The 25932-nt window shown below is 70.1% G+C and carries 28 protein-coding genes; 19 read left to right on the top strand and 9 right to left on the bottom strand.

Annotated elements, in window-relative coordinates; all coding sequences use genetic code 11:
* Nucleotides 1–288: hypothetical protein (locus ACWCOV_RS32775; RefSeq protein WP_449833216.1), on the top strand; the 288-nt coding region annotated here is incomplete at its 5' end.
* Nucleotides 289–719: 431 nt separating this feature from the next.
* On the opposite strand, the gene ACWCOV_RS32780 is transcribed toward ACWCOV_RS32775, so the two are convergent.
* The gene (locus ACWCOV_RS32780; protein ID WP_449833217.1) at nucleotides 720–1544 is read right to left on the bottom strand and encodes an alpha/beta fold hydrolase; all 825 of its coding nucleotides are present in this window, start codon (nucleotides 1542–1544) and stop codon (nucleotides 720–722) included.
* 143 nt (nucleotides 1545–1687) lie between these two features.
* On the opposite strand from ACWCOV_RS32780, the gene ACWCOV_RS32785 reads away from it, so the two are divergent.
* The 4 genes from ACWCOV_RS32785 (at nucleotide 1688) to ACWCOV_RS32800 (ending at nucleotide 7263) form a co-directional block, all read left to right on the top strand.
* Complete coding sequence (locus ACWCOV_RS32785; protein ID WP_449833218.1) at nucleotides 1688–3322, top strand: LuxR C-terminal-related transcriptional regulator; 1635 nt, start codon at nucleotides 1688–1690, stop codon at nucleotides 3320–3322.
* 59 nt (nucleotides 3323–3381) lie between these two features.
* The gene (locus tag ACWCOV_RS32790) at nucleotides 3382–4335 is read left to right on the top strand and encodes a calcium/sodium antiporter (protein ID WP_449833219.1); all 954 of its coding nucleotides are present in this window, start codon (nucleotides 3382–3384) and stop codon (nucleotides 4333–4335) included.
* A 124-nt stretch (nucleotides 4336–4459) separates the two neighbouring features.
* The gene (locus tag ACWCOV_RS32795) at nucleotides 4460–5188 is read left to right on the top strand and encodes a hypothetical protein (RefSeq protein WP_449833220.1); all 729 of its coding nucleotides are present in this window, start codon (nucleotides 4460–4462) and stop codon (nucleotides 5186–5188) included.
* 17 nt (nucleotides 5189–5205) lie between these two features.
* Nucleotides 5206–7263, top strand: a complete 2058-nt coding sequence (locus tag ACWCOV_RS32800) for a tetratricopeptide repeat protein (protein ID WP_449833221.1) — start codon at nucleotides 5206–5208, stop codon at nucleotides 7261–7263.
* A gap of 1 nt (nucleotide 7264) precedes the next feature.
* On the opposite strand, the gene dapA is transcribed toward ACWCOV_RS32800, so the two are convergent.
* Nucleotides 7265–8155 carry a 4-hydroxy-tetrahydrodipicolinate synthase gene (gene dapA, locus ACWCOV_RS32805; protein ID WP_449833222.1) on the bottom strand — a complete coding sequence of 297 codons (891 nt, stop codon included), beginning with the start codon at nucleotides 8153–8155 and terminating at the stop codon, nucleotides 7265–7267.
* Nucleotides 8156–8227: 72 nt separating this feature from the next.
* Between dapA and ACWCOV_RS32810 the strand changes: the two genes are divergently transcribed.
* Entirely contained in the window at nucleotides 8228–9118 is an 891-nt protein-coding gene (locus ACWCOV_RS32810; RefSeq protein WP_449833223.1) for a LysR family transcriptional regulator, read from the top strand.
* Here ACWCOV_RS32810 and ACWCOV_RS32815 read toward each other — a convergent pair.
* Nucleotides 9115–9723: a TetR/AcrR family transcriptional regulator gene (locus tag ACWCOV_RS32815; RefSeq protein WP_449833224.1), complete on the bottom strand. Its 609-nt coding sequence runs from the start codon at nucleotides 9721–9723 to the stop codon at nucleotides 9115–9117. The two genes, ACWCOV_RS32810 and ACWCOV_RS32815, sit on opposite strands and share 4 nt — an antisense overlap.
* Before the next feature lie 76 nt (nucleotides 9724–9799).
* Here ACWCOV_RS32815 and ACWCOV_RS32820 point away from each other — a divergent pair, with 76 nt between their 5' ends.
* Nucleotides 9800–11011 (top strand): NAD(P)/FAD-dependent oxidoreductase, encoded by a 1212-nt coding sequence (locus ACWCOV_RS32820; protein ID WP_449833225.1) that lies wholly within the window; start codon nucleotides 9800–9802, stop codon nucleotides 11009–11011.
* Nucleotides 11012–11050: 39 nt separating this feature from the next.
* Here the strand turns inward: ACWCOV_RS32820 and ACWCOV_RS32825 are convergent, their stop codons facing one another.
* A complete protein-coding gene (locus ACWCOV_RS32825) occupies nucleotides 11051–11737 on the bottom strand; it encodes a TetR/AcrR family transcriptional regulator (RefSeq protein ID WP_449833226.1) in 687 nt (228 codons plus the stop codon).
* Between the two features lie 137 nt (nucleotides 11738–11874).
* Between ACWCOV_RS32825 and ACWCOV_RS32830 the strand changes: the two genes are divergently transcribed.
* From ACWCOV_RS32830 to ACWCOV_RS32850, 5 genes are all read left to right on the top strand, one after another.
* Nucleotides 11875–12822 (top strand): NAD-dependent epimerase/dehydratase family protein, encoded by a 948-nt coding sequence (locus tag ACWCOV_RS32830; RefSeq protein WP_449833227.1) that lies wholly within the window; start codon nucleotides 11875–11877, stop codon nucleotides 12820–12822.
* A gap of 169 nt (nucleotides 12823–12991) precedes the next feature.
* Nucleotides 12992–13642, top strand: coding sequence for an LmeA family phospholipid-binding protein (locus tag ACWCOV_RS32835; protein WP_449833228.1), 651 nt, complete (start codon nucleotides 12992–12994; stop codon nucleotides 13640–13642).
* 128 nt (nucleotides 13643–13770) lie between these two features.
* On the top strand, nucleotides 13771–14634 hold the full coding sequence (locus ACWCOV_RS32840) for a helix-turn-helix domain-containing protein (protein ID WP_449833229.1): 864 nt from the start codon (nucleotides 13771–13773) through the stop codon (nucleotides 14632–14634).
* Between the two features lie 73 nt (nucleotides 14635–14707).
* Nucleotides 14708–15394 carry a PadR family transcriptional regulator gene (locus ACWCOV_RS32845; protein ID WP_449833230.1) on the top strand — a complete coding sequence of 229 codons (687 nt, stop codon included), beginning with the start codon at nucleotides 14708–14710 and terminating at the stop codon, nucleotides 15392–15394.
* Nucleotides 15391–15831 (top strand): DUF1707 SHOCT-like domain-containing protein, encoded by a 441-nt coding sequence (locus ACWCOV_RS32850; protein WP_449833231.1) that lies wholly within the window; start codon nucleotides 15391–15393, stop codon nucleotides 15829–15831. Before ACWCOV_RS32845 ends, ACWCOV_RS32850 begins: the two co-directional genes overlap by 4 nt.
* Here ACWCOV_RS32850 and ACWCOV_RS32855 read toward each other — a convergent pair.
* Nucleotides 15770–16213: a VOC family protein gene (locus ACWCOV_RS32855; RefSeq protein WP_449833232.1), complete on the bottom strand. Its 444-nt coding sequence runs from the start codon at nucleotides 16211–16213 to the stop codon at nucleotides 15770–15772. The two genes, ACWCOV_RS32850 and ACWCOV_RS32855, sit on opposite strands and share 62 nt — an antisense overlap.
* 57 nt (nucleotides 16214–16270) lie before the next feature.
* On the opposite strand from ACWCOV_RS32855, the gene ACWCOV_RS32860 reads away from it, so the two are divergent.
* The 3 genes from ACWCOV_RS32860 to ACWCOV_RS32870 all read left to right on the top strand — a co-directional run bounded on the left by ACWCOV_RS32860 (nucleotide 16271) and on the right by ACWCOV_RS32870 (nucleotide 18135).
* Complete coding sequence (locus tag ACWCOV_RS32860) at nucleotides 16271–16636, top strand: hypothetical protein (protein WP_449833233.1); 366 nt, start codon at nucleotides 16271–16273, stop codon at nucleotides 16634–16636.
* A gap of 63 nt (nucleotides 16637–16699) precedes the next feature.
* On the top strand, nucleotides 16700–17320 hold the full coding sequence (locus ACWCOV_RS32865; RefSeq protein WP_449833234.1) for a dihydrofolate reductase family protein: 621 nt from the start codon (nucleotides 16700–16702) through the stop codon (nucleotides 17318–17320).
* The gene (locus ACWCOV_RS32870; RefSeq protein ID WP_449833235.1) at nucleotides 17317–18135 is read left to right on the top strand and encodes a PhzF family phenazine biosynthesis protein; all 819 of its coding nucleotides are present in this window, start codon (nucleotides 17317–17319) and stop codon (nucleotides 18133–18135) included. The genes ACWCOV_RS32865 and ACWCOV_RS32870 overlap by 4 nt, the downstream gene beginning before the upstream one ends.
* On the opposite strand, the gene ACWCOV_RS32875 is transcribed toward ACWCOV_RS32870, so the two are convergent.
* Nucleotides 18119–19168: a lipoate--protein ligase family protein gene (locus ACWCOV_RS32875; protein ID WP_449833236.1), complete on the bottom strand. Its 1050-nt coding sequence runs from the start codon at nucleotides 19166–19168 to the stop codon at nucleotides 18119–18121. The two genes, ACWCOV_RS32870 and ACWCOV_RS32875, sit on opposite strands and share 17 nt — an antisense overlap.
* A 77-nt stretch (nucleotides 19169–19245) precedes the next feature.
* On the opposite strand from ACWCOV_RS32875, the gene ACWCOV_RS32880 reads away from it, so the two are divergent.
* Nucleotides 19246–19878 (top strand): hemerythrin domain-containing protein, encoded by a 633-nt coding sequence (locus ACWCOV_RS32880; protein ID WP_449833237.1) that lies wholly within the window; start codon nucleotides 19246–19248, stop codon nucleotides 19876–19878.
* A 32-nt stretch (nucleotides 19879–19910) separates the two neighbouring features.
* On the opposite strand, the gene ACWCOV_RS32885 is transcribed toward ACWCOV_RS32880, so the two are convergent.
* Complete coding sequence (locus ACWCOV_RS32885; RefSeq protein ID WP_449833238.1) at nucleotides 19911–20492, bottom strand: adenylate kinase; 582 nt, start codon at nucleotides 20490–20492, stop codon at nucleotides 19911–19913.
* Nucleotides 20493–20585: 93 nt separating this feature from the next.
* Complete coding sequence (locus tag ACWCOV_RS32890) at nucleotides 20586–20960, bottom strand: YciI family protein (RefSeq protein WP_449833239.1); 375 nt, start codon at nucleotides 20958–20960, stop codon at nucleotides 20586–20588.
* A gap of 160 nt (nucleotides 20961–21120) precedes the next feature.
* Between ACWCOV_RS32890 and ACWCOV_RS32895 the strand changes: the two genes are divergently transcribed.
* The 3 genes from ACWCOV_RS32895 (at nucleotide 21121) to ACWCOV_RS32905 (ending at nucleotide 24962) form a co-directional block, all read left to right on the top strand.
* Nucleotides 21121–21888: an SDR family oxidoreductase gene (locus ACWCOV_RS32895; protein WP_449833271.1), complete on the top strand. Its 768-nt coding sequence runs from the start codon at nucleotides 21121–21123 to the stop codon at nucleotides 21886–21888.
* Between the two features lie 10 nt (nucleotides 21889–21898).
* Nucleotides 21899–24583, top strand: a complete 2685-nt coding sequence (locus tag ACWCOV_RS32900) for an ATP-binding protein (protein WP_449833240.1) — start codon at nucleotides 21899–21901, stop codon at nucleotides 24581–24583.
* Nucleotides 24584–24668: 85 nt separating this feature from the next.
* Entirely contained in the window at nucleotides 24669–24962 is a 294-nt protein-coding gene (locus tag ACWCOV_RS32905) for a hypothetical protein (RefSeq protein WP_449833241.1), read from the top strand.
* On the opposite strand, the gene ACWCOV_RS32910 is transcribed toward ACWCOV_RS32905, so the two are convergent.
* Nucleotides 24938–25873 (bottom strand): DUF3800 domain-containing protein, encoded by a 936-nt coding sequence (locus tag ACWCOV_RS32910; protein WP_449833242.1) that lies wholly within the window; start codon nucleotides 25871–25873, stop codon nucleotides 24938–24940. The two genes, ACWCOV_RS32905 and ACWCOV_RS32910, sit on opposite strands and share 25 nt — an antisense overlap.
* Nucleotides 25874–25932: the final 59 nt, after the last annotated feature.

The following is a 25932-nucleotide window of genomic DNA, read 5'->3' on the forward strand; positions in this document are numbered from 1 at the left end:
GCGTCGCGGAAGGTGGAGGACTGGGCCGACGATCTGAGCGATTTTGTGGCAGGCGGAGGGCCCACCACACAGGCGGTCGCCGGGGGGCTGGGTGCCATGCTCGGGGGAAAGAATCCTGTCTGGGCTGCGATCAAGGGTGCTTGGTCGGGGGCAAGCTCCGGGCTGAAACTGGCTGTGGTGTTGGTCTTGATTCTGACGCTATTGCTGGGTCCTGTTGTGCTGCTTGTGCTCGTGCTCGGCCTACTGGTCGCCGCGCTCGTCGCAGGCATTCGAGCCGCCACACGGTGATCAGACCCGGATCGAGCGCGACCAGCCTCAGCCACAATTGACGGTTTACGTACACGGGTTGCGCCAGCCGGAGATTGGGTCGCGGCGTGGTCGGGAACGGGTGGTGCTCAATCTGGTGGTTGAGACCGCCCAGCACGAAGTCGAAGAGCCGACACCGCGGCCGGACACACAGTCGTTCAGACCGCCGGCGTGCGCATCTCCACCCGACGGGTAGTCTCCGAGCGGGGCCAACTCGTCGCCGAACTGCACCTCACGATCGAACCGACTGCCGGTCTGGGCGCGGTCCAAGTCGCAGTCGAACAGGCCAGCCACGATCTGCACCCCATCATCGGAGGCGACGACTTGCACCACCGCGTCCATCTCCACGTCCCAGGTTCGAATCCTGCCGGGGGCACCTACCAGCCCGCAGGTCCGGGGCTTCGGCCGCTTTCTCAAGCGAGGGCGGGGTGGTGGGAGATGAAGGTGGCGATGGGGGTGGCCACGGCTGTTGGGTGGGTGGTTACTGAGAAGTGGTCTCCGTTGGCGAGGGTGGTCTGCTCGTGGTGGGGGAAGAGGGCGTGGAGGAAGGCTTGGGTTGCGGGGTTGATCGGGTTTTCTGAGGCGGTGGACCACGAGAGGACTGGGGTGTTGATGGTTGCCGCCTGGTCGGGGCCGAAGGTCCAGTCGATCAGTGCGGGGGCTTCGGACTCGATGAAGGTTGCCGCGTCTCGGATGCCCTGGTCGAGGACGCCCGGGCCGGCGGCCTTGGATGCTGCGCGCCAGTCCAGGCCGGTTGGCTCGAAGAGTGCGTCGAAGGCGCCTGCGACGTCTCCCGCTTGGTAGTGCCCCGCCATTGCCTCGAACGCCGGTCCCAGGACTCCCAACAGGTCCGCGAAGTCGCTCGCGGCCAGCCAGCTGCTCGACGGTAGCGGCTCGAGTAGGGCCAGGGATCGCACGCGATCGGGGTGGGTTGCTGCGAGTACGAGGGCGATCATCGCGCCCTCGGAGTGGCCGACGAGGTGTGCCCGGTCCACCTCGAGGTGGTTCAGCAGGGCAACGATGTCGGCCGCCTGCAGGTCGAAGCCACCGGCCGGTCCGCCGCTCTCGCCGTACCCGCGCCGGTGGTAGCGGATCCGCTGGAAACCGCCGAACGCCGGCTGTTCGGCCAACGGGCGAAGGAAGTCGGCCCAGATGGCGCCGTGGATGAACAGCACCGGTTCCCCCTCACCCTGGACTTCGTAGGCCAACTCGATGCCGTTCACGGTTGTCGTCTTCATCAGAACCCCCTGGTTTCGTAGGACGGCTGGTGATTCGAGACTGGCCGACCGTGCCGCCGGGGGAATCGGCATTGGCTGCCACCCTGAGTCGGAGGGCGTGGGTACAACTACCCAACTCCGGTCCGCCGGGTCATGCTGATGCCATGGAAGCCGTCACCACGGCACACCTGGCCCGCGCACGGGAGCTTCACCGGGCCTCCCGGTGGGAGGCGGCGTGCGTCGAGTACGCCGCGGCCGACGCCGAAGAACCGCTCCCGGTCGAGGATCTGGAAGCGTTCGCCGAGGCGGCCCAGGTCTCTGCCCGGGGTGACGAGGCGGTCGCCCTCCTGCGCCGTGTCTTCGATCTCCGCGTCACTGCCGGCGAACTCGCTGCCGCAGCGCAGGTCGCGTTCTGGTTGTGGTGGGTGCTGCTGAACACCAGCGAGGTGGTCCAGGCCAACGGTTGGCTCAAGCAGACGAGCCGCACCCTCGGCCCCGAGATGGCCACCAGCCTGTGGCTCCGGATCCCCGAGGCGATGTTCCACGCGACGACGGGCCGACGCGCTCGCGCCGAAGAGCTGCTGGGCGCGATCGTCGACGAAGGTCAGGGCGAGGTGGTCCCCTGGGCCTTGAGCATGTGGGGTCAGACGTTGATCGACGAGGGGCGGCTCCAGGACGGGCTCGATCGCCTGGAGGAGGCGATGGCCATCCTCCTCGGCAAGGGCCTGTCGCCACGCGTCACCCCGTGGGTCTACTGCGCCGCCGTCCGCGGGTGCTGCCTGGCACGCGACTTCGCTCGCGCCCGAGCCTGGAACCGGTCGATGGCCAGGTGGCTCGATTCGCTGAGCAGTCTGGGCGGCGCATACCTCGGGAACTGCCGCATCTACCGCTCACGGTTGATGTGTCTCAACGGCGCCTGGCCGGAGGCCCTCGACGAGATCGCCGCGGTCTGTGACGACCTCGACGGCTACACCGGTTGGGTGTGCGGCCACGCGTTCTACCAGCTCGGTGAGGTACGGCGGCTACGCGGCGACTGGGATGCCGCCGAAGACGCCTACCGCCGCGCGGCGGAACACGGCTGCCCGACGCAGCCGGGGCTCGCCCTCCTCAGACTCGCCGAGGGTGACGTCGACGCCGCGTCGGCCGGCGTACGTCGAGCGCTGACCGAGGTGACCGCGACGCCCGACCGCCTGGACCTGTTGAAGGCAGCGGTCACCATCCACCTCGAGCAAGACCAGATCGAGGCGGCCCGGGATGCCGTGACCGAGTTCGAGGAGATCACGCGGGGGCTGACGACGCCCGTCATCGAGGCCGAGACGTCTGCCGTCAGAGGCGCGCTGGCGCTCTCCGAAGGTGATCCCGGGGGCGCGCTGCCACTCCTCCGGCGGGCTGCCGGCACCTGGGAGCAGCAGGATGCCCCACACGAGAGAGCCAAGCTGAACGTCCTGATCGGACAGGCCTGCCGCGCGCTCGCTGACCACGATGGTGCGCGACTCGAATTCGCAGCGGCCCGGGAGACCTTCGAACGGCTCGGCGCGCGTCCGGATCTGGCTCAGCTGGACCGGATGGTCGCGGCCGCCGGCTCCGACGTCCACGGGCTCACTCGCCGCGAGGTCGAGGTCCTCTGCCTCATCGCCCGAGGCAAGGCGAACCGTGGGATCGCCAGCGAACTGCACCTCAGTGAACGCACGGTCCATCGCCATGTGTCGAACATCTTCACCAAGCTCGACGTCGACTCGCGCACTGCCGCCGTCGCGTACGGAATCAGCCACCACATCGTCGAGCCGGGCACCCTCTAGGCGAAGGCTCCACAGGGCGAGCGGTTGGCGCGGGATTTCCGGCATGAGACCGTGGGGTGGTGGGCAGCGCTCTGCTGATTGTCGGCGGTCTGGTGGCGTTGCTGGGTGGGGCTGAGTTGCTGGTTCGAGGTGGGACCGGGCTGGCTGTGCGGTTGGGGATCGCGCCGATCGTTGTCGGGGTGACTGTGGTGTCGCTGGGCACCAGCATGCCGGAGTTGGCGATCGGGGTTGATGCTGCGCGGCAAGGCAGTGCTGGGCTGGCGGTCGGGAACATCGTGGGGACGAACCTGGTCAACCTGCTGTTGATCCTCGGTTTGAGTGCCTTGATTGCGCCGATCGTGCTGGACAGCCGGACAGTGCGATTTGATTTGCCGTGTATGACCGCGGCGTCGGTGGTGCTGCTGGTGGTGGCGCTCGACGGCACGCTCGGCACGGTGGACGGTGTCGTGCTTCTGGTTCTCGGAGTGGGTTACACACTGGGGGTACTGCGCACCAGTCGGCAGGAGTCGCCGGCCGTGCAAGCGGAGTACGAGGCCGACTACGAAACGAAGAGGACGCGGGTGTGGCTGCACGTCGTCAGCCTCTTGGTGGGGATCGCCGTCATCGTGGTCGGAGCGACGCTGCTCGTCGACGGGGCGGTCGACGCCGCCAGGGCGCTGGGAGTGAGCGATGCGGTCATCGGCCTGACGATCATCGCGATCGGTACGTCGGCTCCCGAACTGGTCACCACGATCGTGTCGACGATCCGCGGGAACCGGGACATCGCCCTGGGCAACCTGCTGGGGTCGAGCGTTTACAACATCGCGATCATCCTCGGCGTCACGATCCTCGCCGCGCCGGGCGCCGTACCGGTCCCCGACGAGATCCTCGGCGGCGACCTCCTGCTGATGGTCGCCGCGGCGGTCGCGTGTGTGCCGGTGTTCCTGTCAGGCCGCCGCATCACCCGTGCCGAAGGTGGTGTGTTCGTCGTGGCGTACGTCGCCTACCTCGCCTGGCTACTCGTCTCCCAATAGCGGCGACGGCCGTGATCCCGATGGAGTCGGGGGATGGACTTCGGTGCCCTGAGCACCGACAGTGGAGCCATCGCGCGCTGCGCGAGTGGGGGGAAGGCACAATTTCATGGTTGATCTTCGTGGGGTGGGATCAGCAGCGCCCGACCAGGCGGCAACTCAACGGCGAGAGCCGGCGATCGCGCGTTTCCTGAAGGACTGGGAGCGCACCGTCGCCATCGCCGTCGGCATCGTGACGCTGAGCGCGGCGCTGCTGACGTACGTCGCTGTCCGTCAGGACGACGCGGCTGCGGAAGCGCGCGGTCAAGCCACGCTGGAAACGCTGCAGGTACAGCGGCAACGGTCCGTGGCCAGCATTCGGGTGGAGGCCGAGGCCAGCGCGGCCAGCCGCTACCGCCGGTCGCTCGCCGAGGCCGAGGCAATGGAGGCGCAAGCAACAGCAGCAGCGGCCGCGGGGCAACAGGCGCGAGCCGCGCAACTGCGGGCGGAGGCGCTGGTACTGCGGAGTGTGGCCGACGCGTACCGTGAGACGACGTTCGACGTCACGCGGTTGAGCGGTACGACGGCGTCCGCAAGCTACGACACCGAGCGCCGGCTCGAGACGATCAAGGGCTACGAGGCCTTCGAAGCGCTGCAGCCCGACCAGCCGGCCGCCACTGCCGAGGTCGCTGATGCACGGCACGCGCAGAGCATCCGCACGATGCTGTCGGTGGTCCTGCTGCTCCTGCTCGTTCTGCTGCTCACCGTCGGCCGAGTACTGCGTCCCCGGTGGCGGACCGCGGTGCTGGCAACGACCGCGATCGTCTTCGTGATCGCGACTGCCGGCGCCGGCCTCAACGCCGTGGTCGGCGGCTGAACGGAACGGAGACTGCCATGCCAGTTCCCGAAGCCCAGATCGAGCTCCCGGACATCGACGTACTCGACACTCCGTTCAAGAAGGCGATCGCTTGTTCTGCAGCGCTTCTGGTGCTGCTCGGCAGTCTGCTTGCCCTGGCCGCGAGCCGGGCCGGCGAGCACGAGCGGAACCTGTCGGCGCACGCGCAGGAGACCTCGATCACCTCACTCGCCCAGTACGGCGCTGCCTACGTGGAGATCTCCAAGCTCGCGGCCGGTGATGGCGAGGTCCGCTCGCTGCGCCAGCGGGCCGAGCTGGCGCGGTTCGCATCCTCGCTCACCGGGACGGACACCTACACGACTGCGGCCCAGCTGTGGGACAAGTCTTCGCTGGCGCTTGCCGACCTCGCGGTGCAGGAGACGGGCTCGACCCACTTCGAGGACGTGAACCGGCAGGCCTCCGACCGGCTCCTGGAGCCGCGGGTCACCGCGCTCCGAGCCGACGCCGAACGGGAGACCGCCACGGCTTGGGGCACCAAGTCGGACCGGTATGTCCTCGGCATCACCTTGCTCGCGGTTGCCCTTTCCCTGCTGGGCCTTTCGCTCACGCTGGCCCCGGGAACCCGGAACCTGGTGGTCGTCCCCGCGCTGGTGATCGCAGGCTTCGCGGTCCTGGTCAGTGTCATCGCCGCGAGCCAGCGCCCGCTCGTCACGCCCGACGCGGCGGTGGTCGCGCTGGCCGAAGGCGACAAGCGGATGTGGTTGCGTCAGTACGACGGCGCCGTCGAGTCGTACACGGAGGCCATCCGGCTGCGCAGCGACTACACGCAGGCCTACCGGGCCCGTGCGACCGCGACCGTGCTCGCCGGCAGCCCCGAGAACGCCGCGTACGTCTTCACCACGGTCGACGAGAAGTCACGGCTGCGCTCCATCGCCGACCTGGACCGCGCGCTGGAGCTCAGCCCGGTCCCGGACTACCTCTCGCTCGTCAACCAGGGCGCGAATCTCTTCCACGTACGGCGATACGCCGCGTCCGAGGTGCTGACGCGCCGAGCACTGGAGTCGAACGATCGCCTGCCGCTGCCGTGGGCCAATCTCGGGCTCGTCCAAGCGGCGCAAGGCGAGGAGGCCGAAGCGCGAGCGTCGTACGGCGAGATGGTCCGCCGGACCGCCGAGCGGCCGGACCCGCTCGAGCAGGCCGAGCTGTATGCCAGCTCGCGCACCACGCTGGAGATCCTGGCCGTCAAGGAACCGGACCGGAAGGACCTGGTGCAGAAGCTGCAAGGGATGCTCGTCGCCGCACAGGCCGAGCTGTCATCTCCCGGCCCGAACCCGGCCGGAGCGGACGCGACGATCTCGGCGCTGAAGCTGACCGCGACCGGGTGGTACGTCGGAGCGACGTACCAGCGCGCGAAGCTGCCGGAGAAGGCACGGATCTCCTGGATCGGCTACTTCCGCCCGAGTCCCGGCGAACCGTGGCAGCAGCGGTCCACTCTGGCCGGGTTCGATCGCATCGCTGCCGGGCAGCCGGCCCAGCGATACTTCGTGGACAGCGGCTGCCCGGGGCGTGGTGAGTACCGTCTCGATGCCTGGCTCGACGACCGGTTGCTGGCATCTGCCACCGTCGCCAGCACTCCCAACGGAACAACGTCTTTCGTCGGGTCCTACGACTCGTCGGGCCGCATCTCGGCATGCCGTCCACCTGGTTGGGATCTCGACGACAGCGTGCCGGGACGGATTCGGCTGTCCGCCCCGGGCACCGCCCTCGAGAGGTTGACCGTCCGCGCGGCGCCGCTCCCGGCCGAGCTGATCGGTCAAGCTGTGCCACAGGTGATCAGCACGGCACTGGACACCGAGCCCCGGTGTACGAGCGTTGGCAAGCCGACCGCCCAGGCACCCTTCGCGCTCGGTGGCGTCAACGGCGTGTTCCGCCAGTACAAGCAGCAGAACGGCGACCGTGCCGTCTGGTGCTGGGCAGGAGTCGGCGCAGACAACTCGGTGCGGACAGTGGTCGCGCAGTACGAAGACAAGGCAACGTCCAGAGGCCTCATCGGCGACCTGCTCACCCGCCTCTACTTCGACGTCCGCCGCCCCTGAGTCAGGCAGGTACGGCGATGGTCGCCAGCGCAGCTGTCAGTCGTTGCAGGTGGGACTCGGGCGCCTCGAGGAGCGGACGACGTACTGTCGCGGAAGGGATGATGCCCAATTCGGCGAGTGCGGCCTTGGCCATGACGGCGCCTCCGGACGTGCGCATGATGGCGTCGGCCAACGGCAGCAGGTCACGCTGGATCGCCTGCGCCTCGTCGAGGTGACCGGCGCGGATCGCCCGGATGAGATCGGCGTTGCGGTTGGCAACGATGTTGCCGACGACACTGACCACGCCGGTCGCTCCGGAGGCCAGGTAGGGCAGGTTGAGCTCGTCGATACCGCAGTAGTAGGCCAGCGACGTACGGGCCATCACGTTCATCGCTTCGAACAGGTCGCCCTTGGCGTCCTTGACCGCCCGGATCTGCGGGTGGCCGGCGAGCTCGATCAGCGTCGGGGCCTCCATCGCCATACCTGCCCGCGCGGGTACGTCGTACAGCATGACGGGCAGCGCGGTCGCGTCGGCCACGGCCACGCAGTGGGCGACCACACCGGCCTGGCTGGGCCGGGAGTAGTAGGGGCAGACGAGCAGGAGCGCGTCCGCGCCGGCGGCTTCGGCTGCGCGGGCGCGCTCGATGCTGACGGCGGTGTCGTAGGTGCCGACGCCGGCGATCACCTTCGCCCGCTGGTCGGCCTGGGTCGCTACGGCGCGGACGAGGTCGGCTGCTTCGGAGTCGGTCAGGGTCGGGGCTTCGCCGGTGGTGCCGCCGACGACGAGGCCGTCGCAGCCGGTGGCGAGGAGGTGGTCGACCAGGCTGGTCAGGCCGGGTTCGCTGATCGTGCCGTCGGGGTCCATCGGGGTCGCCAGGGCGACGAGGTTCGCGCCGAAGAGTTGGTCCGTCATGGTTCGATCCTCGCGGCGGCGATTGATGCGGTCCAGCGATGCTTTTTTGGCGATATTGCTTAGCCTGTCTTCATGATTGATGTCGGAGCCTTGCAGGCGCTGCGGTCGGTGGCAGCGCTCGGGACGCTGGCGCGTGCGGCCGATGAGCTCGGGTTCACGGCGTCGGCGGTGTCGCAGCAGATCAAGCGCCTGGAGCGTCAGGTGGGCGTGCCGGTGCTCGCGCCGGCCGGTCGCGGGGTCGTCCTGACTCCCGCCGGGCAGGCGATCGTCGACTCCGCGCCGGAGGTGTTCCAGGCATTGGAGCGGTGCGCCGAGGCGGCCCAGTCGGTCGCGGAGGGCTCGCCGCGCGGGGTTCTCCGGGTGGTCGCCTTCTCGACGGCCATCCGCGGTCTGCTCGCGCCCACGCTCCGGCGACTGTCCGAGCGCTGCCCCGACCTGCTGGTTCACATCACCGAGCAGGACCCGGATGAAGCGCTGCGCAGTGTCGATGCGGGGACAGCCGACTTGGCGCTCATCCATGACGCCGACGGGATTCCGGCCGTCGTGCCACCGGCGCTCACCCACCGCCAGTTGCACACCGACATCGGCGACGTGGTCATGCACCGGACACATCCGCTCGCGCGTCTCGACGCGCCTCTCACCGGTGCCGACCTTGCCGGCCAGGCGTGGGTGACCAGCCCACCGGGGACGGTATGCCACCAGTGGTTCCGGCGCCTGTTCGCCGACGTCGCGGAGGATCCCGACGTACGCCACCTGGTCGACGACTTCGCCACCCAGCTGGCGCTCATTGCCTCCGGCAACGTCATCGCCCTGATCCCCCGCCTGGCCCGCCCACCCCTCGGCTCGGACCTCGTGGCCACCCCTCTCCGCCGCCCGCCGAAGCGCGAAGTCCACGCCGCCTGGCGCCGCAGCGCCAACACCAGCCCCGCGATCCAGGCGGTGCTCGCCGAGCTGTCCGCTTAGGAGCGGTTCGCCGCGATGGCGGAGTCGATCGAGGTGCGGGCGCGATCGAGGACCTTGGGATCGCCGAAGAGGACGTGGTAGTAGTTCGCCAGCTCGACGGCGGCGGTCAGGTCGAAGACGAGTTGGGGTACGTCGGTGGTGCGCTTGAGCTGACCGCGATCCCGGGCCACGGCGGCGAAGGACTCGAGCAGCTCCGTCCAGCCCTGCTGGTCCGAGGCGACTGCGTCGTGGGCCGCCGTACCGGAGCGGGCGTCGAACTCCGCGAGCATTCCGGCGAAGAAGCAGCCGCCGGGGAAGACGCGCCGCTCGATGTAGGACAGGTAGGACGCGCAGATCCGCTCCAGCTGCGGCAGGCCCTCGTCGGCGGCCAGCGCCGGCTGGATCACCTCGCGCTCGAAGATGTCCCGGGCCGCCTGGATGATGTCCAGCTCGAGCTGCTGCCTCGACCCGAAGTGCGCGTACACGCCGCTCTTGCTGACCCCGGCCTCCTCGGCGAGCCGGCCGATGGTGATCGCGCTCAGGCCTTCGACCGAGGCGAGGCGGACAGCGGTCTCGAGGATGGCGGCGTACGTCTGCTCGCCGTCGGAGCGCCGGAGGCGGTTCACCCTTGACAAGATAGCACGACCGTGCCATCTATGGAGACAGACAGCACGGTCGTGCTATCTATGGGGAGGGATTCGGATGTACGACGTGATCGTGGTCGGGGCGAGTCTCGCGGGATCGACGGCGGCGACCCTGCTCGGACGGGCGGGCCTGCGGGTCGCACTCGTCGAGAAGCACCACCGCATCGACACCTTCAAGGTGCTGTGCACTCATCACGTGATGGCCTGCGCGACGCCGACGATCCGGCGGCTCGGCCTCGACCGGAGGATCGAGGCGGCCGGCGGGATCCGGAACGGGCTCGACTGCTACACACCGTGGGGATGGATGGCGACTCCACCCGGCAGCCCGCACGGGTACAGCATTCGCCGCGCGAAGCTCGACCCGATGGTCCGGGAGCTGGCCGCCGGGACGAGCGGCGTCGACCTGATGCTGGGGCGGCGGGCGGTCGGACTGCTCGACGACGGCGGCGTCCGGCTTCGGGGCGACGACGGGAGCGAGCGGTCGGTGCGCGGGCGGCTCGTGGTCGGCGCGGACGGCGTGAACTCTGTCGTCGCGCAGTTCGCCGGCGCCGAGCAGCGGGTGGCGCCGAACGAGCGGTTCATCTACTTCGCCGAGTTCACCGACGTCCGGTTGACGTCGGGCTCGAAGACCCAGATCTGGCTGCACGAGCCCGGGATCGCGTACGCCATGCCCAACGAGGACGGCATCACCGTGCTGGCGTCCATGCCGGTCAAGGCCGCACTGCCGGCGTACCGATCCGATCGGGAGTCCGCGCTCCTGGAGGCCCTGCGACGGCTGCCGGACGGTCCGGCCTTCGACGCCGCCGATCGCATCTCCCCGATCGTCGGCGCCACCGACTGCCCACTCGTCACCCGATCCGCGGTGCCGCGTCCCGATGTCGCACTCATCGGTGACGCGGCGATGACCTCGGACCCGTCCCAAGGCGTCGGGTGCGGGTGGGCGTTCCAGACCGCCGAGTGGCTTGCCGATGCGGTTGCGCCGGCGCTGCTCGCAGGCGACCGGCTCGAGCCCGCGCTGCGCCGGTACGCACGTCGTCGCAAGGTGCTGAGTGGACACCAGTCGACCATCGAGGACCAGGCGAAGGCCGGGCCGCCGACGCCCGTCGACCGTCTGCTGCTCGGCGCCGCCGTACGCGACGAACGAACCGCGGCACACATGCTTGCCTTCGTCAACCGAACCATCGGTCTCCGTCAACTGCTGGCGCCGGCAGCCATCGCCCGAGCCGCGTGGGTGACGCTCCACCGGCACCCCACTCTCGCAACGGGCTAGCGGCACGTGAGGTTGGTGATGAGGGCGCGCCGTCGCTGATCACTCGGGCAGTCCGGCGAGGTCGGCCATCAGGCTCATGTGGTGGTCGAAGTACTCGGCGCGAGCCTCGATCATGTCGTCGAGGCGGCCGAAGACCTCGAAGTTGAGCACGCCGAACACGTGCGTCCAGGCGACCAGCACGCGGTCGAGCCGCTCCTCGAGCAGGTCGCCCTGGCGCTCGTCGATGAGGCGGCGGAGGTCGGCGCGGAGCGGCATGGTCAGCGGTGCTGCCTGGATCGACTCGAGCCGGCCGAGGCCGTCGGTGACGATGCCGACCAGCAGCAGGATGACCTTCGAGGCCGGCTCGACGGTGTCCTGCGGGGCCGCGTAGTCCGGGACCGGGGCGCCGTAGATCAGGCCGTACTCGGCGGGGTGGGCGAGGGCCCAGCTGCGTACGGCGCGGCCGACGGCCAGCCAGCGGCCGCGGAGATCGTCGCGGGGTACGGCGGCCTCCGCCTCGGTCGCGGCTGCGGCGAGGTCCTCGTAGGCGTCGATGATCAAGGCGGTGAGCAGGGCGTCACGGCTCGGGAAGTAGCGGTAGAGGGCAGAGGCGACGATGTCCAGGTCGCGGGCGACCGCGCGCAGGGAGAGGTTCGCGCCGTCGGTCGCCAGGTGCCGGCGGGCGACGGCCTTGATCTCCTGGCTCATCTCCGAGCGGACTCGGGCGCGGACCGATGGTGCGGACATGGCATCAGTCTGACACAGAGCTGAGAACACTGGAACGTTTCGAGAACAGTGTTCTTGACCAAGGTTCCGCGATCTGCGTACAGTGAACCTATTCGAGAACACTGTTCTCTACCGAGTTCCAGGAGGGGTCGCCCACCATGTCCCTGCACGTCGTTATCGGAGCCGGCCCGGTCGGATCGGCCACCGCCCGCCTCCTCGCCGGCCAAGGCGAACAGGTCCGCCTGGTCACTCGCACCGGCCGCGGCCCTCAACCACTCCCGCAGTCACCTGAAGCGGATGGGATCGAGTGTGTGGCGGCTGATGCTTCGGATGGGGACAAGCTGGCGGAAGTGGCCAAGGGGGCGGTGGGGTTGTACTGCTGTGCGGGGCCGGCGTATCACCGGTGGGCTACGGACTGGCCGCCGATCGGGGCGGCGTTGATCCGGGCGGCCGAGGAGACGGGCGCCGTACTGGTGACGACGGGGAACTTGTACGGGTACGGCGAGGTGGACGGGCCGATGACCGAAGCGACGCCGGTGCGGCCGAACTCGGTGAAGGGTGAGGTGCGCGCCAAGCTGTGGACCGACGCGCTGGCCGCGCACGAGGCCGGGCGGATTCGGACAGCTGAGGTGCGGGGGTCGGACTACCTGGGCGCGCACACGGTGTCGCCGTTCAGCGTGATGGTGCTGCCGAAGGTCATCGACGGGCGTCGCGGCACGGCGCCTGCTGACTTGGACGCACCGCACAGCTGGACGTACGTCGGTGACGTCGCGCGCACGTTGGTCGCGGTCGCGGCGGACGAGAAGGCGTGGGGCCGGCCGTGGCATGTACCCACTCCCCCGCCGCAGTCGGTCCGCGAGCTCGCCACCCGCGCTGCCGAGCTCGCCGGAGCACCGACCGCCCGCGTTGCCACGATGCCCGGGTTCGCGTTGCGCCTCGCCGGGCTGTTCAATCCGACCGCCCGGGCCATGGTCGAGACGCAGTACCAGTGGCACCGCCCGTTCGTCATCGACTCCACCGCCGCAACCGTTGCCTTTGGCATCAACCCCACCCCCACCGACGAAGCCCTCCAGGAAACCATCACCACGCTCCGACCCCCCGCGTAGAGGACTCCAGAGCGGAGGAGTTGGGGGGCTGGCCTAGGCTGTGCGGGTCACGGGGCGCCAGGGCCCTTCTGGGCCGTGATTGCCGGGAAGGGCTGGGATGGGTTCGAGGAGACCGCGTCGGTGGTTGCGGCGGCTGGTGGTCACCGTTGTGGTTCTGGGGTGTCTTGTGGTGGGCGCCGACCGGGCTGCCGCGTGGGTCGCCGAGGATCGGCTCGCGACGATGGCGGAGGACGAGGCCGCGAAGTACGACGTCCAGGCCGCGGACACCAACGTCTCGATCGGCGGTTTCGGGTTCCTGCCCCAGGTCGCGCGCGAGGAGTTCGAGTCCGTCACGCTGACGATGCAGCAGCCGACATTCTCAAACGTCCCGGCCGAGGACCTCACGGTGACAATGACCGGCGTGCACGTCCCCCGCGCCTTGGTGACGGGCGGTTCCGGAGCAGCGGTCACGATCGACTCCACGGACATGAAGCTCCGGCTGTCCCCCGCCGAGCTGACCAAGCTCGCCGCGCGGGCGACCGGAGTCGACGACCTGACCCTGCGCGTCGTGGACGAGAAGCTGCACGCGCAACTGGCGGTCCGCGGTGTCGACGTCGACGCGACGCTCGTCCCGAAGGTCGAGAAGGGCCGCATCGTGCTCGCCGTCGACCAACTCTCCGACGCCGTCCCGTCGGCCCTCCGCAACGTCGTGAGCCGGTTGCTGGCCCGCGGCATCACGCTCCCCGAGCTCCCGTTCGGCGCCTCCCTCAAGCAGGTCGCCGTCGAAGGCAGCTCCGTCGTCCTCGTCGCCACTGTCGCCGGCCTGGAGTTCGCCGCCTGACCCCCGCGGTCAGGAGTTCCGCAGCTCGGTCGGCGGTACGCCGTACGTCGCCCGGACCACGCGCGTGAGCTGAGGGTGGTACTCACAGGGCACCCCTGGCCTCGAACGCCCGCGCTAGCCTCGAAAGCGTGGACAACCGCAGTGAGATCCGCGAGTTCCTGGCCAGCCGGCGGGCGAAGGTCACGCCGGAGCAGGCCGGGATCGGCGGCCTGCACTCGGGGCACCGCCGGGTGCCGGGCCTGCGTCGCGAGGAGGTCGCCCTGCTCGCGGGCGTCAGTGTCGAGTACTACGCCCGCCTCGAGCGCGGCCACCTCGGCGGCGTCTCCGACAGCGTGCTCAACGCGATCGCCGATGCCCTCCGGCTCAACGAGGCCGAGCGCCAGCACCTGTCCGACCTGGCCCGCACCGCCGGCGCATCCCCGCGTACGGCCCGACGCCGCCGGACCACCGAGGAGGTCCGCCCGGGCATCCTGGCGATCCTGGAGTCGCTGACCGAGTCGCCGGCGTTCGTCCGCAACGGCCGGCTCGACCTGCTCGCCGCCAACGAGCTCGGCCGGGCCATGTTCGCGCCGGTCTTCGCCGCAGCCGCTCGACCGGCGAACCTGGCGCGCTTCACCTTCCTCGACCCGGCCGCGCGGTCCTTCTACCCGGACTGGAACCGCACGGCGAACACCACCGTCGCCCTGCTGCGCACCGAAGCCGGTCGCGACCCCTACAACAGCAGGCTGACCGAGCTGGTCGGCGAGCTCACCACCCGCAGCGAGGAGTTCAGCAAGCGCTGGGCCGCGCACGACGTCCGCCTGCACCACACCGGCGTCAAGCACTTCCACCACCCGGAGGTCGGCCCGCTCGAGCTGCGGTTCGAGGCGATGCCACTGCCCGCCGACCCCGGCCTCACCCTGACCGTCTACACAGCCGAACAGGGCTCTCCGACGTACGACGCGCTCCGGCTGCTCGCGAGCTGGCGGGCGACCGTGGAGTCGGCCGGCTGAACCCCTTGGGTTGCGATCGTTCGCGATATATCGTCGAACTATCGCATTCTCAGCCGAGGGACGGGTGGTCGAGATGACCGGATCGACGTACGCGGCGGGGTGGCCATGGCAGCACCTCGCCCGGCACTGTTCAGCCTTCGAGGACCTGAAGGAAGAGTTGCGCGCCGCGATGAGCGGCGGCCGCAGAACCCACCACGGACACCAGCACCCGTTCGGGGCCGGCCAGTGGGGGATGTTCGGCGGGCAGTTCTTCGGGCCGCCGTGGGGCGGGCCGCCGCCGCGCTGGCGCGGACCCAAGGCCCGGCGCGGTGACGTCCGCGCGGCGATCCTCGCCGTACTGGCCGAGCAGCCGATGAACGGCTACCAGCTGATCCAGGAGATCGCCGAGCGCAGCGGCGGGGTGTGGAAGCCGAGCCCGGGTTCGATCTACCCGACCCTGCAGCAACTCGAGGACGAGGGCCTGGTCACCGCCGACGCCGAGGTCGGCCGCCGGACCTTCACCCTGACCGACGAGGGCCGGACGTACGTCGCCGAGCACGCCGACGAGGTCCGGTCGCCGTGGGAGGCGATGGGCACGCCGCGGACCGACGACGACGAGAACGGACTGAAGCCGATCCTCGGCCAGGCCGCCGCGGCGATGTGGCAGATCCTCGCGACCGGCACGCCGGAGCAGCAGGCGCAGGCCAAGGACGCGCTGGCCGAGCTGCGGCGCAAGCTGTACGGGATCCTGGCCGACGACGAGCCGCAGGACCGGTCATGAACCCGTACCTCCCCGAGCGCCACGGCCCGGTCCGGATCGGCGACGCCGAACGCGACCAGGCCGTGGCGATGCTCAGCGACCACTTCGTCGCCGGCCGGCTGACGCAGGAGGAGTTCGAGGACCGCAGCGAGCACGCGACCCGGGCCCGGTACGCCGACGACCTCGTGCCGCTGTTCGACGACCTCCCGGACCCGGCCGAGCTCCAACTCGCCCAGGGCCCCTGGTCGCCGGCCGGGAAGCCGGTCCGGCGCCGGCAACGGCAGGGGCCGCCGCCGTTCGTGATGCTCGCGCCGATCCTGATGATCGGCCTGGTCGTCACAGCGGTCCTGCTGACCGCGCCGTGGCTGTTGTGGGGCCTGTTCTGGATCGCCTTGTTCAGCGGGGCACATCGCCACCGCTGGCAGCACCAGCAGCACTACCACCACCGTCGCCGCTGACCCTCCGCCCGCGCTGCCGCGGGATCTCCTGAGCCAGCTCGACCACGAACCCGTCGGGATCGGCCACGTGCACCGTCCGGTGTCCCCACGGACGGTCGGCCGGCCCGCTGAGCACAGTCACGCCCAACCCGGCGAGGCGATCGGCGCACGCGTCCACGTCGCCGGCCATCAGCACGATCTCCGCGGCCGGGCCGGGTGACACTGCGCGACCGGTCAGCCACTCGGCCCGCCGTCGCTCGTACAGCGCGAACCGCGTCGCGCCGGTCGCGAACTCCGCGTACCCCGCGTCGGTGAACTTGTGCGGCAGGCCGAGCACGTCCCGGTAGAACGCCACCGAGACGTCGAGGTCCTCGACGTACAGGATCACGTATCCAAGCTCCACGACCCCACGCTATGTCGGCGGCGCGGGTTAGCGTCGGGACGAGGAGAGGAGATCGGCATGTACGAGGGTGTGTTGATCCTGGAGAGCCTCCGGGTGGGGACGGAGTTGTCGCAGATCCCGCTGGCCGTGCGCAAGATCAGCCGGTACGACGTGAGCAGCGCGTCGACCGCCCAGCCGCCGGTGTGGTCGGTGCTGGAGTTCGAGGTGGAGGACTGGCACACCGAGACGCTGGCCAGGGAGCTGGCGGCGACCCTGGACTCGCCCGGCTGGTACGCCGACTTCCACAACGCCAAGGAGATCTTCGTGGTGTTCCCGGACCGGGTGTTCCGCTATCCCCGCGGTGACCTGGCGGCCCGGGCCGAGGCGCAGGCGTTCGGGCGGGCGCTGGGGATTCCCGAGCCGCAGCTGGACTGGACCGAGTAGGCATGTCAAAGCGACCGGTCCGGCTCCGACCAGCGGGTGCAAGCACAACCTGAGGAGACTGCCATGGCCAAGGTTCGGGTCCACAACTTCACCATCACGGCGGACGGGTTCAGCGCCGGGGTGAACCAGCGCGAGGAGGCGCCGTTCGGGGATGGCGTGGACGGGCTGCACGACTGGATGTTCGCGGCGCAGGAGCCCGGCGCGACCGGCATCGACGCCGAGCGGGTCGCCCGGTGGGACCAGGAGGTCGGCGCGACGATCATGGGCCGGAACATGTTCGGCCCGATCCGCGGTCCGTGGCAGGACGACTCGTGGCAGGGCTGGTGGGGCGACAACCCGCCGTACCACCACGACGTCTTCGTGCACACGCACCACCCACGGGAGTCGCTGCCGATGGACGGCGGCACGACGTTCCACTTCACCGACGAGCCGGTCGAGGTCGTGCTCGAGCGGGCGTTCGCGGCCGCCAACGGCCAGGACGTGGTGATCGCGGGCGGCGCCGCGACGGTCCAGCAGTACCTGCGGGCCGGGCTGATCGACGAGCTCTACCTGGTCCAGGTCCCGCTGCTGGCCGGCGCCGGTGAGCGGCTGTTCGACAACGTCGCCGACGCTCTGCGGAACTACGAGGTGACTGAGATGATCAGCTCACCGACCGCCACCCATCTCACCCTGAGGCGCCGATGACCGAAGTACTCCGCTACACCGCCTTCACCACCGACCCCGCCGGCGGCAACCCGGCCGGCGTCGTGCTCGACGCGAGCGGTCTCGACGACGCCGCGATGCAGGCGATCGCCACTGACGTCGGCTATTCCGAGACGGCCTTCGTGACCGGCGAGTACCAGGTGCGGTACTTCTCCCCCAAGGCGGAGGTCCCGTTCTGCGGGCACGCCACGGTAGCCACCGCGGTGGCGCTCGCCGAGCGGATCGGCCCAGGGGAACGGGTCTTCTCGACACCTGCCGGCGAGGTGCCGGTCATTGTGGACGAACAGTTGCGAGCGACCCTGACGAGTGTCGAGCCGTACGTCGAGGAGGTCGGCGACGTCAGCGAGGTCCTGGACATCCTCGGCTGGCGTGCCGACCAGCTCGATCCCGCGCTACCACCGGCCATCGCGTTCGCCGGCGCCCGCCATCTCGTCCTGGGTACGTCGACCCGGCAACGACTCGCGGACCTCGAGTACGACTTCGACCGGCTGCTCGCGTACATGCTCGACCGCGATCTCACCACCCTGCAGCTGGTCTGGCGGGAGTCCGAGACGACCTTCCACGTGCGCGATCCGTTCCCGGTCGGCGGTGTGGTCGAAGATCCGGCGACCGGTGCGGCGGCGGCTGCGTTCGGCGCCTACCTGCGCGAGCGCGGTGTCGTCCAGGCGCCGGTCACGCTCACGCTGCACCAAGGTGAGGACTTGGGTAGGCCGAGCTTGATCCACGTCGAGCTGCGGGCCGACGACAACAGGGTCCGGGTGAGCGGCAGCGCCGTACCGATCACGGAACCCGGGTGAGCCAGTCCTCGGTGCCGAACTTGCTGGTGACGCGGTCCTCGGCGAGGTCGACGGTCGCCGGGTCGATGGAGCCGGGTTTGAGGCCGTAGCGGCCGGCGAACGACGCGACCATCCGGTCGATCACCTCGGCGCGGTCGAGACCGGTCTGGCTGCGCAGCGGGTCGACGCGCTTGTTCGCGCTCGTGGTGCCCTTGTCGGACAGCTTCTCCCGGCCGATCCGCAGCACCTCGAGCATCTTCGCGGCATCCATGTCGTAGGCCATCGTGACGTGGTGCAGGACGGCGCCGCCCGCCAGCCGCTTCTGGGCGGCGCCGGCGATCTTGCCGGCAGGCGAGGTGATGTCGTTGATCGGCTGGTACGTCGCCGCGATGCCGAGATCGTTCAGCGCGCCGATCACCCAGTCGTCCAGGAACGCGTACGACTCGGTGAACGACAGCCCGGACACCAGCGACTCGGGGACGTAGAGCGAGTAGGTGATCGTGTTCCCCGGCTCGACGAACATGGCTCCGCCGCCGCTGATCCGCCGTACCACTGTCACGTCGTGCTTGGCGGCGCCGTCGAGGTCGACCTCGTTGCTCAGCGACTGGAAGCTGCCGATGATGACCGCGTTCGACGCCCACTCCCAGACCCGGAGCGTGGGCGGGCGCTCGCCGGAGCCGACCTGCTCGGTCAGCACCTCGTCGAGCGCCATCTGCAACGCGGGCTCCCGCGGTACGTCGTGCACGAACTCCCACTCGTGATCGCGCCAACCGGTTGCCCCGGTCAGCGCCCGCCGTACGGCCACTGCCACCGCGTCCGGCGAGAACCCGAGCATCTCGACGCCGTCCCCCAGTACGGCGCGGACCCGGGCAGCCACCTGTGCCGCCGGAGTCGCCACCGGCAGACCCGCCAGAGCGCCGTTGATCCGCTCCAGCGCGTCGTCCGGCTCCAGGAAGAAATCCCCGCTGATCTGCGCCCGTCGGACGTGCTCGTCGACCACGTCGAGGTCGGCGACGACCAGCTTTCCACCGGGCACCTTGTACTCACCATGCATGCTGATTGACAACTTGATTGCCCTGGCCAATGTTCCCGGTGCTTCCGTCGGCGGACTGGTCCACTTACGCTCCGTTCATGGCGGAAATGAGTATGAACAAGGCGATCCACGCCGCGGTGCGGCGGGATCTGCAGCGATTCATCGACGCGTTGGGGCGGTTTCCGGAGGGGGATCGGCAGCGGGCCGAGCAGCTGGCCACGGCCTGGGCGAACTTCGACCAGCAGCTGACGCACCATCACGAGGGCGAGCACGACATCGCCTGGCCGGCGCTGGAGCAGATCGGCGTGAGCCACGACCTGCTCACCCAGATGGATGCCGAGCACGACACCATGGCGACCGCGCTGAACGCGGCCCGTAGCGCGATCGCGACCTTGCGCCGTACGGCGAGCGCGGCCGACGCGGCGTCCGCGCTGGCGGCGATGCAGGAGCTGCAACGCGTCACGGTACAGCACCTGGACCACGAGGAGGCCGAGATCGAGGCGGTGTACCTGGAGAAGAAGGACTCGGCCGAGCTGAAGGCGATGGGCCGGGAGTTCGCCAAGATCGGGCCGTCGCAGGGCGGCACGTTCTTCGCCTGGGTCACCGACGGCGCCGGACCGGACGAGATGGCCGCGATCACCAGCGGCATCCCGAAACCGGTCTTCACCGTGATCACCGGGATCTTCGGCCGCAACTACCGCAAGCAGGTCGCCCCTGTCTGGCGCACCTGAGCCAGGTCACCACCCGGCGTGAAGGTCAGGGCCTACTCGGCCGGGGTGAGGTCGATAGCGACGTTGAGGACCCGGTCGCGGACCTCGTGGATCTCGCCGGTGCCGTCGATCTCGCGAAGCACCCCGCGCTCGTCGTACAGGCTGACCAGCGGGACGGTCTGGTCGCCGTACACCTGGAGGCGGCGGCGGATGACCTCCTCGGTGTCGTCCGAGCGGTGCTCGATCTCGGCGCGCCGGAGCAGGCGCTGCACCAGGGCTTCCTGGTCGACGCGCAGGATGACGACCGCGACCAGGCGGCGGCCCTGCGTCGCGAGCATCTCGTCGAGCACGGCGGCTTGCTCGACCGTGCGCGGGTAGCCGTCGAGCAGGAAGCCGGGACGGCAGTCGGCGGCGGCCAGTCGCTCGCGGACCATCGCGTTGGTGACCTCGTCCGGGACGTACTCACCGGCGTCGAGGTACCGCTGCGCCGTCCGGCCCAGGTCGGTCCCCTGGGCGACCTGGGCACGGAAGATGTCGCCGGTCGAGATGACCGGCACCCCGAGACGGCCGGCCAGCAGCTCGGCATGGGTTCCCTTGCCGGCTCCGGGTGGCCCCATCAGGACGACAGTGGTCACGGGCTGTGCTCCTGACTCTCGGTAGTCGATTCAGAGTAGGAGAACTTCCGCACCGGCGGTACGGCGTACATCACTTGATTTGCGGGGCCCTGATCACATCATCACGGGCCGTAGCTCCACGGTGTCACCGGGACCGGCGAACTGGGTGGCGACCTCCTCGGCACGCTCCGGGGTGGCGAACTCGAACAGGAAGAACCCGGCCAGCTGCTCCTTCGACTCGGCGTACGGCCCGTCGGTGCTGACTGGGCGCTTGCCCTGCCACCGGTAGACGGTCGACGAGGCCGGGGCGTCGAGCGCGGCCGCGGACAGGAACTCCCCCGAGGCCTGCAGCTCGGCCAGCAGCGCGTCGAACTCCTCGTACATCTGCTTGCGCTCCTCCGCCGGGATCGCCCGGCCGACCTCGGTGTAGTCCACGGTCGGGTGGCCCCACGGCTGCGGGTTGGAGTGGATCAGGATCACGTACTTCACGACAACCTCCTGCGGTTTCTGAGTCGGTACGCGGGAGACGTCGGACCGGGCCCACTCCCCTCGACATTCTGCCCGAGTCACACTCCCCGACCGGGGTCCGTCAGAAGGGTGAGGGCCCGGGAGACGGGCCCCGAGGACGAGTGGAGGAATCGTGGGAACGATGCTGGTGACCGGTGGGACGGGCACGCTGGGGCGGCAGGTCGTGCCGCTGGTGCTGGCCGCCGGGTGGAAGGTGCGGGTGCTGAGCCGGCACGCGCACGACCGCGGTGACGGGATCGAGTACGTCGCGGCCGACCTGATGCAGGGTGACGGTCTGGACGCGGCGGTCGAGGGCGCCGAGGTGGTCGTGCACCTGGCGGGTGGGCCGAAGGGTGACGACATCGGGACACAGAACCTGGTCCAGGCAGCCGAGCGGGCCGGCGTACGGCACCTGGTGCACATCTCGGTGACCGCGGTGGACCAGCTGCCGTTGACGTACTTCAAGTCGAAGCTCGGCGCCGAGCAAGCCGTACGGCGCTCGGCGGTGCCGTGGACCGTACTGCGGGCCGCGCAGTTCCACGACTTCGCCTTGAAGACCGTGCAGGCGATGGCGAAGCTGCCGGTGCTGCCCGTTCCCGGTGGGCTGCGGTTCCAGCCGGTGGATGCGCGGGATGTGGCCGAGCGGCTCGTCGAACTGGCGCTGGGCGAACCAGCCGGCCTGGTGCCTGACGTGGTCGGACCGAAGGTCTACACCCTGGGCGAGCTCGCGCGGGACTACCTGAAGGCGACCGGCAAGCGCCGGCTGTCGCTCCCCGTCCGGGTGCCGGGCAAGGCCGGCAAGGTGTACCGGGCCGGAGGCAACCTGACGCTCAGCGGCGCCCACGTCGGCACCCGGACCTGGGAGGACTTCCTGGCCGCGCAAACTTCCGTCGAACCCGCCGGAGAGTGATGCTTGCCCCATGGCGATGGTGGGGCGCCGGGGGGAGCTGCAGGCGCTGCGGGGCTGGGTGGACGAGGCACGCGCGGGACGCGGGCGTCTGGTGCTTTGCACCGGCGAGGCCGGAATCGGCAAGACCCGGCTGGCGCAGGAAGTCGCCGGCGTAGCCCTCGCCCAGGGAGCCGCCGTCGCCTGGGGACGGTGCGCCGAGACCGAGGGCGCACCCGCCTACTGGCCCTGGCGGCAGGTCCTGCGATCTCTCGAGGTGGACGCGGACGAGGTACTGACCGGAGACGACCGCTTCAGGCTCTTCGAGCAAGTCACCGACGAGGTACGGCGAGCCGCCGGCGACCACGGCCTCGTTGTCATCCTCGACGACGTGCACCGCGCTGACGAACCGTCCCTCCTGGTGCTGCGGCAACTCGCCGGCCACCTCGCGAACCTGCACGTGCTGATCCTCGCCACCGCCCGCGAGACCACCGGACTCGGCGACCTCTCCGCGGCCGAACGCCTGGACCTGCACGCCCTGGCCGCTACCGAGGTCGCCGAACAGTTGTCACCGGCAACCACTGACCCGGGGCTGGCGGCAACGGTGTACGACGTCACCGGCGGCAACCCGATGTTCGTCCGGGAGCTCGCCCGCGCGATCGCCGACGGCTCCTGGCGTCCCGACGAGCCACCGCCGCGCTCGGTGCGGGAGATCGTCGGCACCCGGCTCGACCGGGCCTCGGACGACTGCCGCCGCCTGGTTCAGGCAGCCGCCATCGTCGGCCGCGACTTCCGGCTCCGAACAGTTGCCGCGACGCTGCAACGACCGGTCGACGACTGCCTCCCGTTGGTGGACGAGGCGACAACTCTGGGCTTCGTCGACCGGTTGGACCAGGACTTCCGCTTCGTGCACGCCCTCACGCGAGACGCGGTCGAGGCCTCCCTGTCGACCACCGAACGGACGGCGCTCCATCGAGCCGTCGCGACCGCGCTGGAGGTCGATCCCGAGGACCACCTGGCCACGATCGCCAGTCACCACGCAGTCCTGGCCCAGTACGGCGACGGGACGGTCGCCAGGCTGTGGATGGTCCGCGCGGCCGAGGACGCCGTACGTCGACTCGCCTACGAGGAGGGTGTTCGGCTCTATCGGCAGGCGTTGACGACTCGGCCGATCGACCCGACCGAGTGCTGCGAGATCTTGATTGCCCTGGGCAAGGCGGCGTACCTGGCCGGTGAGCTGCGTGCATGTTGTGAGGCCGCGGTCGACGCGGCGGCAGCGGCGCAGAGTCCGGAGCAGGCGGCCGAGGCGGCGTTGGTGCTCGAGGCCGTGCCCGATCCGACGATCAATGCCACCGCCAAGCGACTGTGTGAAGAGGCGCTTGCGCACAACGTCGATCCGGCGCTGCGCGCCCGTCTGCTGGCGCTGCGCAGCCATCTGGCCTTCTACGACGGTGAACAGGACCGGCTCGACGCGATCAGCTCGGAGGCGCTCGACCTGGCTCGGACCTCGAAGGACGATCGGGCGCTGGCGGACGCGCTGCGTGCGCGGCAGGAGGCGTGCCCAGGTCCCGAAGGTCGCGCCGAGCGGTTGCGGCTCGCAGCCGAGATGCTCGAACTGGCCAAGCGGACGAGCAACCCGCGGGCCGAGATGTGGGGAGCGATCTGGCGGCTCGACGCGCTGATCGAGAGCGGCCGCCTGGCTGCCGCGGCCGAGGAACTCCCCCGCCTTCGGGTCGCCGTCGATCGCCTCGGCGGACCGGTCGCCGCCTGGCACCACGACCGGATCGCCGCTTGCATCGCGCAGGCGCGCGGCCTCTACACGGAAGCGGCCGTGATCGCCCGACGTGGGTTCGATCGGATGCGCCCGATCGAGCCGGCGCCGGCGACCGGCGCGTACTTCGCCCTGCAGCTCGCCTTGGCCGGACATGTCGGTCCCAGCGAGGAGATCCGCCGGTTCGCCGAGCAGCCGTTCACGCCGCCACCGCGGTTCGTCACGCTCGCGCTGCTGTCCCGGGCGCATCTGTTGCTCTGCACGAACTCGCCCGAGCAGGCGGCATCGTCGTACCGGCAGGCAGGACCGATCGACTCGTGGTCGCTGCCCGCGTTCTTCGTGCTGCCGGCGTACGTCTACGCGACGCTGGCCTGTCTGGGACTCGGCCGGTACGACGATCTCGCCGTCCTGCTGGACCGGCTGCAGCCGTTCCGCGGGGAGCATGCCGTCGGCAACGGTGTCGCCTACATGGGACCGGCGGAGCTTGCGATCGGAAGGGCCGCTGCGGCCCTCGGGCGGCTGGATGCCGCGGTGGACGATCTCACCACGGCCGTCGAACTGGCCGAGACCGCCGGTGCGGCCGGGTTCGTCGCCGAGGCGCAGTACCACCTCGCCTGGACGCTGTTCACCCGGGATCGGCCGGGTGACCAGGATCGGGCCCGGCCGCCGGCGACCGAGGCGGCCCGGCTGGTCGACATGCTCGGTATGTCGGCGTACGCAGAGCGGGTCAAGGTGCTCGTCGCGCGGTTGAACGGCGGCGAGACCCACGGCCTGACCGTCCGCGAGCTCGAGGTCGCCGGACTGGTCGCCGAAGGGCTGACCAACCGGCAGATCGCCGAGCGGCTGGTGATCTCCGAGCGGACCGCGCAGAACCACGTCCAGCACATCCTCACCAAGCTCGGGTTCGCCACCCGGAGCCAGATCGCCGCCTGGTCCAGCCGGCGATGAGTACCCCGAATGAGTGATCCGGCGGATTCGGTCCGGCGGCCCGATCCCTAGCGTCAGCGGTGTCGGAACTCATCGAGGAGGAATCATGCAGTGGATCGCAGTCGCCACCCCGCCGTTCGCGGCGATCGAGCAGTTCGACAAGGTCCTGGACCAGCTCGGCGAGGAGCAGGTCGAGGGTCTGGAGGCCCGGTACGTCGGCACCACGGCCGACGGGCTCCGGGTGGTCACCCTCTGGACGACCAAGGAGCACGCCGACCGGTTCTTCGCCGAACGCCTCGGCCCGGCGCTGGCCAAGGTGCTCGGACCCGAGCCGGCCGGCCGCCCCGAGATCCTCGGCATCGACGTCGCCCGCTCCTACACCCGCCAGCCGGTCGGCTGATCCAGCGTGGTGGGCGGGTAGAGCCCGCCCACCAGGTAAGGCCGGAGCAGGTCGCTCGGCCGCGCGTGCATCCGGCGGGCGATGCCGGCGAGCAGATCGGCCACCTGCACCCGAGGATCGCGACGCGAGTCGACCTGGGTCACCGTCAACAACGGCGTCGGAGCGGGGAACACCGCACTGGCCAGGTAGGTCCGCAGCCGGGCGACGCGCCACTTGGTCAGCGCACTCTGCTCGTCGTGCACCACCGCGACCGACCGGCGACCGGCGCTCCAGAACAGCGCGGTCTCCGCAAGCGCAGGCACCAAGGGCTCGAGCGGCGGCGGGATCGCGGGATCGTCGTCGATCAGCCGCCGTACGACGCCCTCGACGTGCGCGCGGGTCAGGTCGCGCAGCGCCGGGACGCCGGGTGGAATCGTGGCGAAGAAGCGGTCGATGAGCGCGTGGTCGAGCAGCCGGATCCGCTTCGTCCGCGTCAGCTGGAGGAACGCGTCCAGGAACTCGGTCCGGTTCGCCGCCTGGTAGATGCCGAGCGCGGCCGCGTCGTGATCGGCGGACAGGCTTGTGCCCGCGCCGTACGACGGTTCGGCGACGAGCAACTCGATCACCCGGCGGGCGACGTACCAGGTCTTGTCGATGACGTGGACGTGCGCCCGCCCGCTCAACGCGGTGAGGAACCACTCGAGGTCGGCGCGCTGCCCGGGCCGGAGCAGCAGGTTGGACTTGTACTCGGTGTATCCGCGGCGGCGGAACGACGACCGCAGGACGGCGACCAGCTCGGCGGCCTCCGGTACGGCGAGATCCACGCCGGCGTGGGTGATCACGGGCGACTCGGGATCCAGGAGGTTGCTCCCGGAGAATCCCGACTCGTCACACGCGATCTCGACCCACGCCTGCGACGGCAGGGTGTGCATAGGTGATGAGCTCCAAGGCTGAAAGGGCTGCACGCTGAAGGGCCCGCCGGGCGACGGGC

The sequence above is a fragment of the Kribbella sp. NPDC002412 genome (assembly GCF_053592935.1).

What these genes read in the sequence shown, in the direction of transcription:
- ACWCOV_RS32780 (WP_449833217.1), bottom strand. Translation starts at nt 1,544, where the DNA reads ATGAAGACGACAACCGTGAACGGCATCGAGTTGGCCTACGAAGTCCAG.
- ACWCOV_RS32785 (WP_449833218.1), top strand. Translation starts at nt 1,688, where the DNA reads ATGGAAGCCGTCACCACGGCACACCTGGCCCGCGCACGGGAGCTTCAC.
- ACWCOV_RS32800 (WP_449833221.1), top strand. Translation starts at nt 5,206, where the DNA reads ATGCCAGTTCCCGAAGCCCAGATCGAGCTCCCGGACATCGACGTACTC.
- dapA (WP_449833222.1), bottom strand. Translation starts at nt 8,155, where the DNA reads ATGACGGACCAACTCTTCGGCGCGAACCTCGTCGCCCTGGCGACCCCG.
- ACWCOV_RS32810 (WP_449833223.1), top strand. Translation starts at nt 8,228, where the DNA reads ATGATTGATGTCGGAGCCTTGCAGGCGCTGCGGTCGGTGGCAGCGCTC.
- ACWCOV_RS32820 (WP_449833225.1), top strand. Translation starts at nt 9,800, where the DNA reads ATGTACGACGTGATCGTGGTCGGGGCGAGTCTCGCGGGATCGACGGCG.
- ACWCOV_RS32825 (WP_449833226.1), bottom strand. Translation starts at nt 11,737, where the DNA reads ATGTCCGCACCATCGGTCCGCGCCCGAGTCCGCTCGGAGATGAGCCAG.
- ACWCOV_RS32830 (WP_449833227.1), top strand. Translation starts at nt 11,875, where the DNA reads ATGTCCCTGCACGTCGTTATCGGAGCCGGCCCGGTCGGATCGGCCACC.
- ACWCOV_RS32845 (WP_449833230.1), top strand. Translation starts at nt 14,708, where the DNA reads ATGACCGGATCGACGTACGCGGCGGGGTGGCCATGGCAGCACCTCGCC.
- ACWCOV_RS32850 (WP_449833231.1), top strand. Translation starts at nt 15,391, where the DNA reads ATGAACCCGTACCTCCCCGAGCGCCACGGCCCGGTCCGGATCGGCGAC.
- ACWCOV_RS32860 (WP_449833233.1), top strand. Translation starts at nt 16,271, where the DNA reads ATGTACGAGGGTGTGTTGATCCTGGAGAGCCTCCGGGTGGGGACGGAG.
- ACWCOV_RS32865 (WP_449833234.1), top strand. Translation starts at nt 16,700, where the DNA reads ATGGCCAAGGTTCGGGTCCACAACTTCACCATCACGGCGGACGGGTTC.
- ACWCOV_RS32870 (WP_449833235.1), top strand. Translation starts at nt 17,317, where the DNA reads ATGACCGAAGTACTCCGCTACACCGCCTTCACCACCGACCCCGCCGGC.
- ACWCOV_RS32875 (WP_449833236.1), bottom strand. Translation starts at nt 19,168, where the DNA reads ATGCATGGTGAGTACAAGGTGCCCGGTGGAAAGCTGGTCGTCGCCGAC.
- ACWCOV_RS32880 (WP_449833237.1), top strand. Translation starts at nt 19,246, where the DNA reads ATGGCGGAAATGAGTATGAACAAGGCGATCCACGCCGCGGTGCGGCGG.
- ACWCOV_RS32895 (WP_449833271.1), top strand. Translation starts at nt 21,121, where the DNA reads ATGCTGGTGACCGGTGGGACGGGCACGCTGGGGCGGCAGGTCGTGCCG.
- ACWCOV_RS32900 (WP_449833240.1), top strand. Translation starts at nt 21,899, where the DNA reads ATGGCGATGGTGGGGCGCCGGGGGGAGCTGCAGGCGCTGCGGGGCTGG.
- ACWCOV_RS32905 (WP_449833241.1), top strand. Translation starts at nt 24,669, where the DNA reads ATGCAGTGGATCGCAGTCGCCACCCCGCCGTTCGCGGCGATCGAGCAG.
- ACWCOV_RS32910 (WP_449833242.1), bottom strand. Translation starts at nt 25,873, where the DNA reads ATGCACACCCTGCCGTCGCAGGCGTGGGTCGAGATCGCGTGTGACGAG.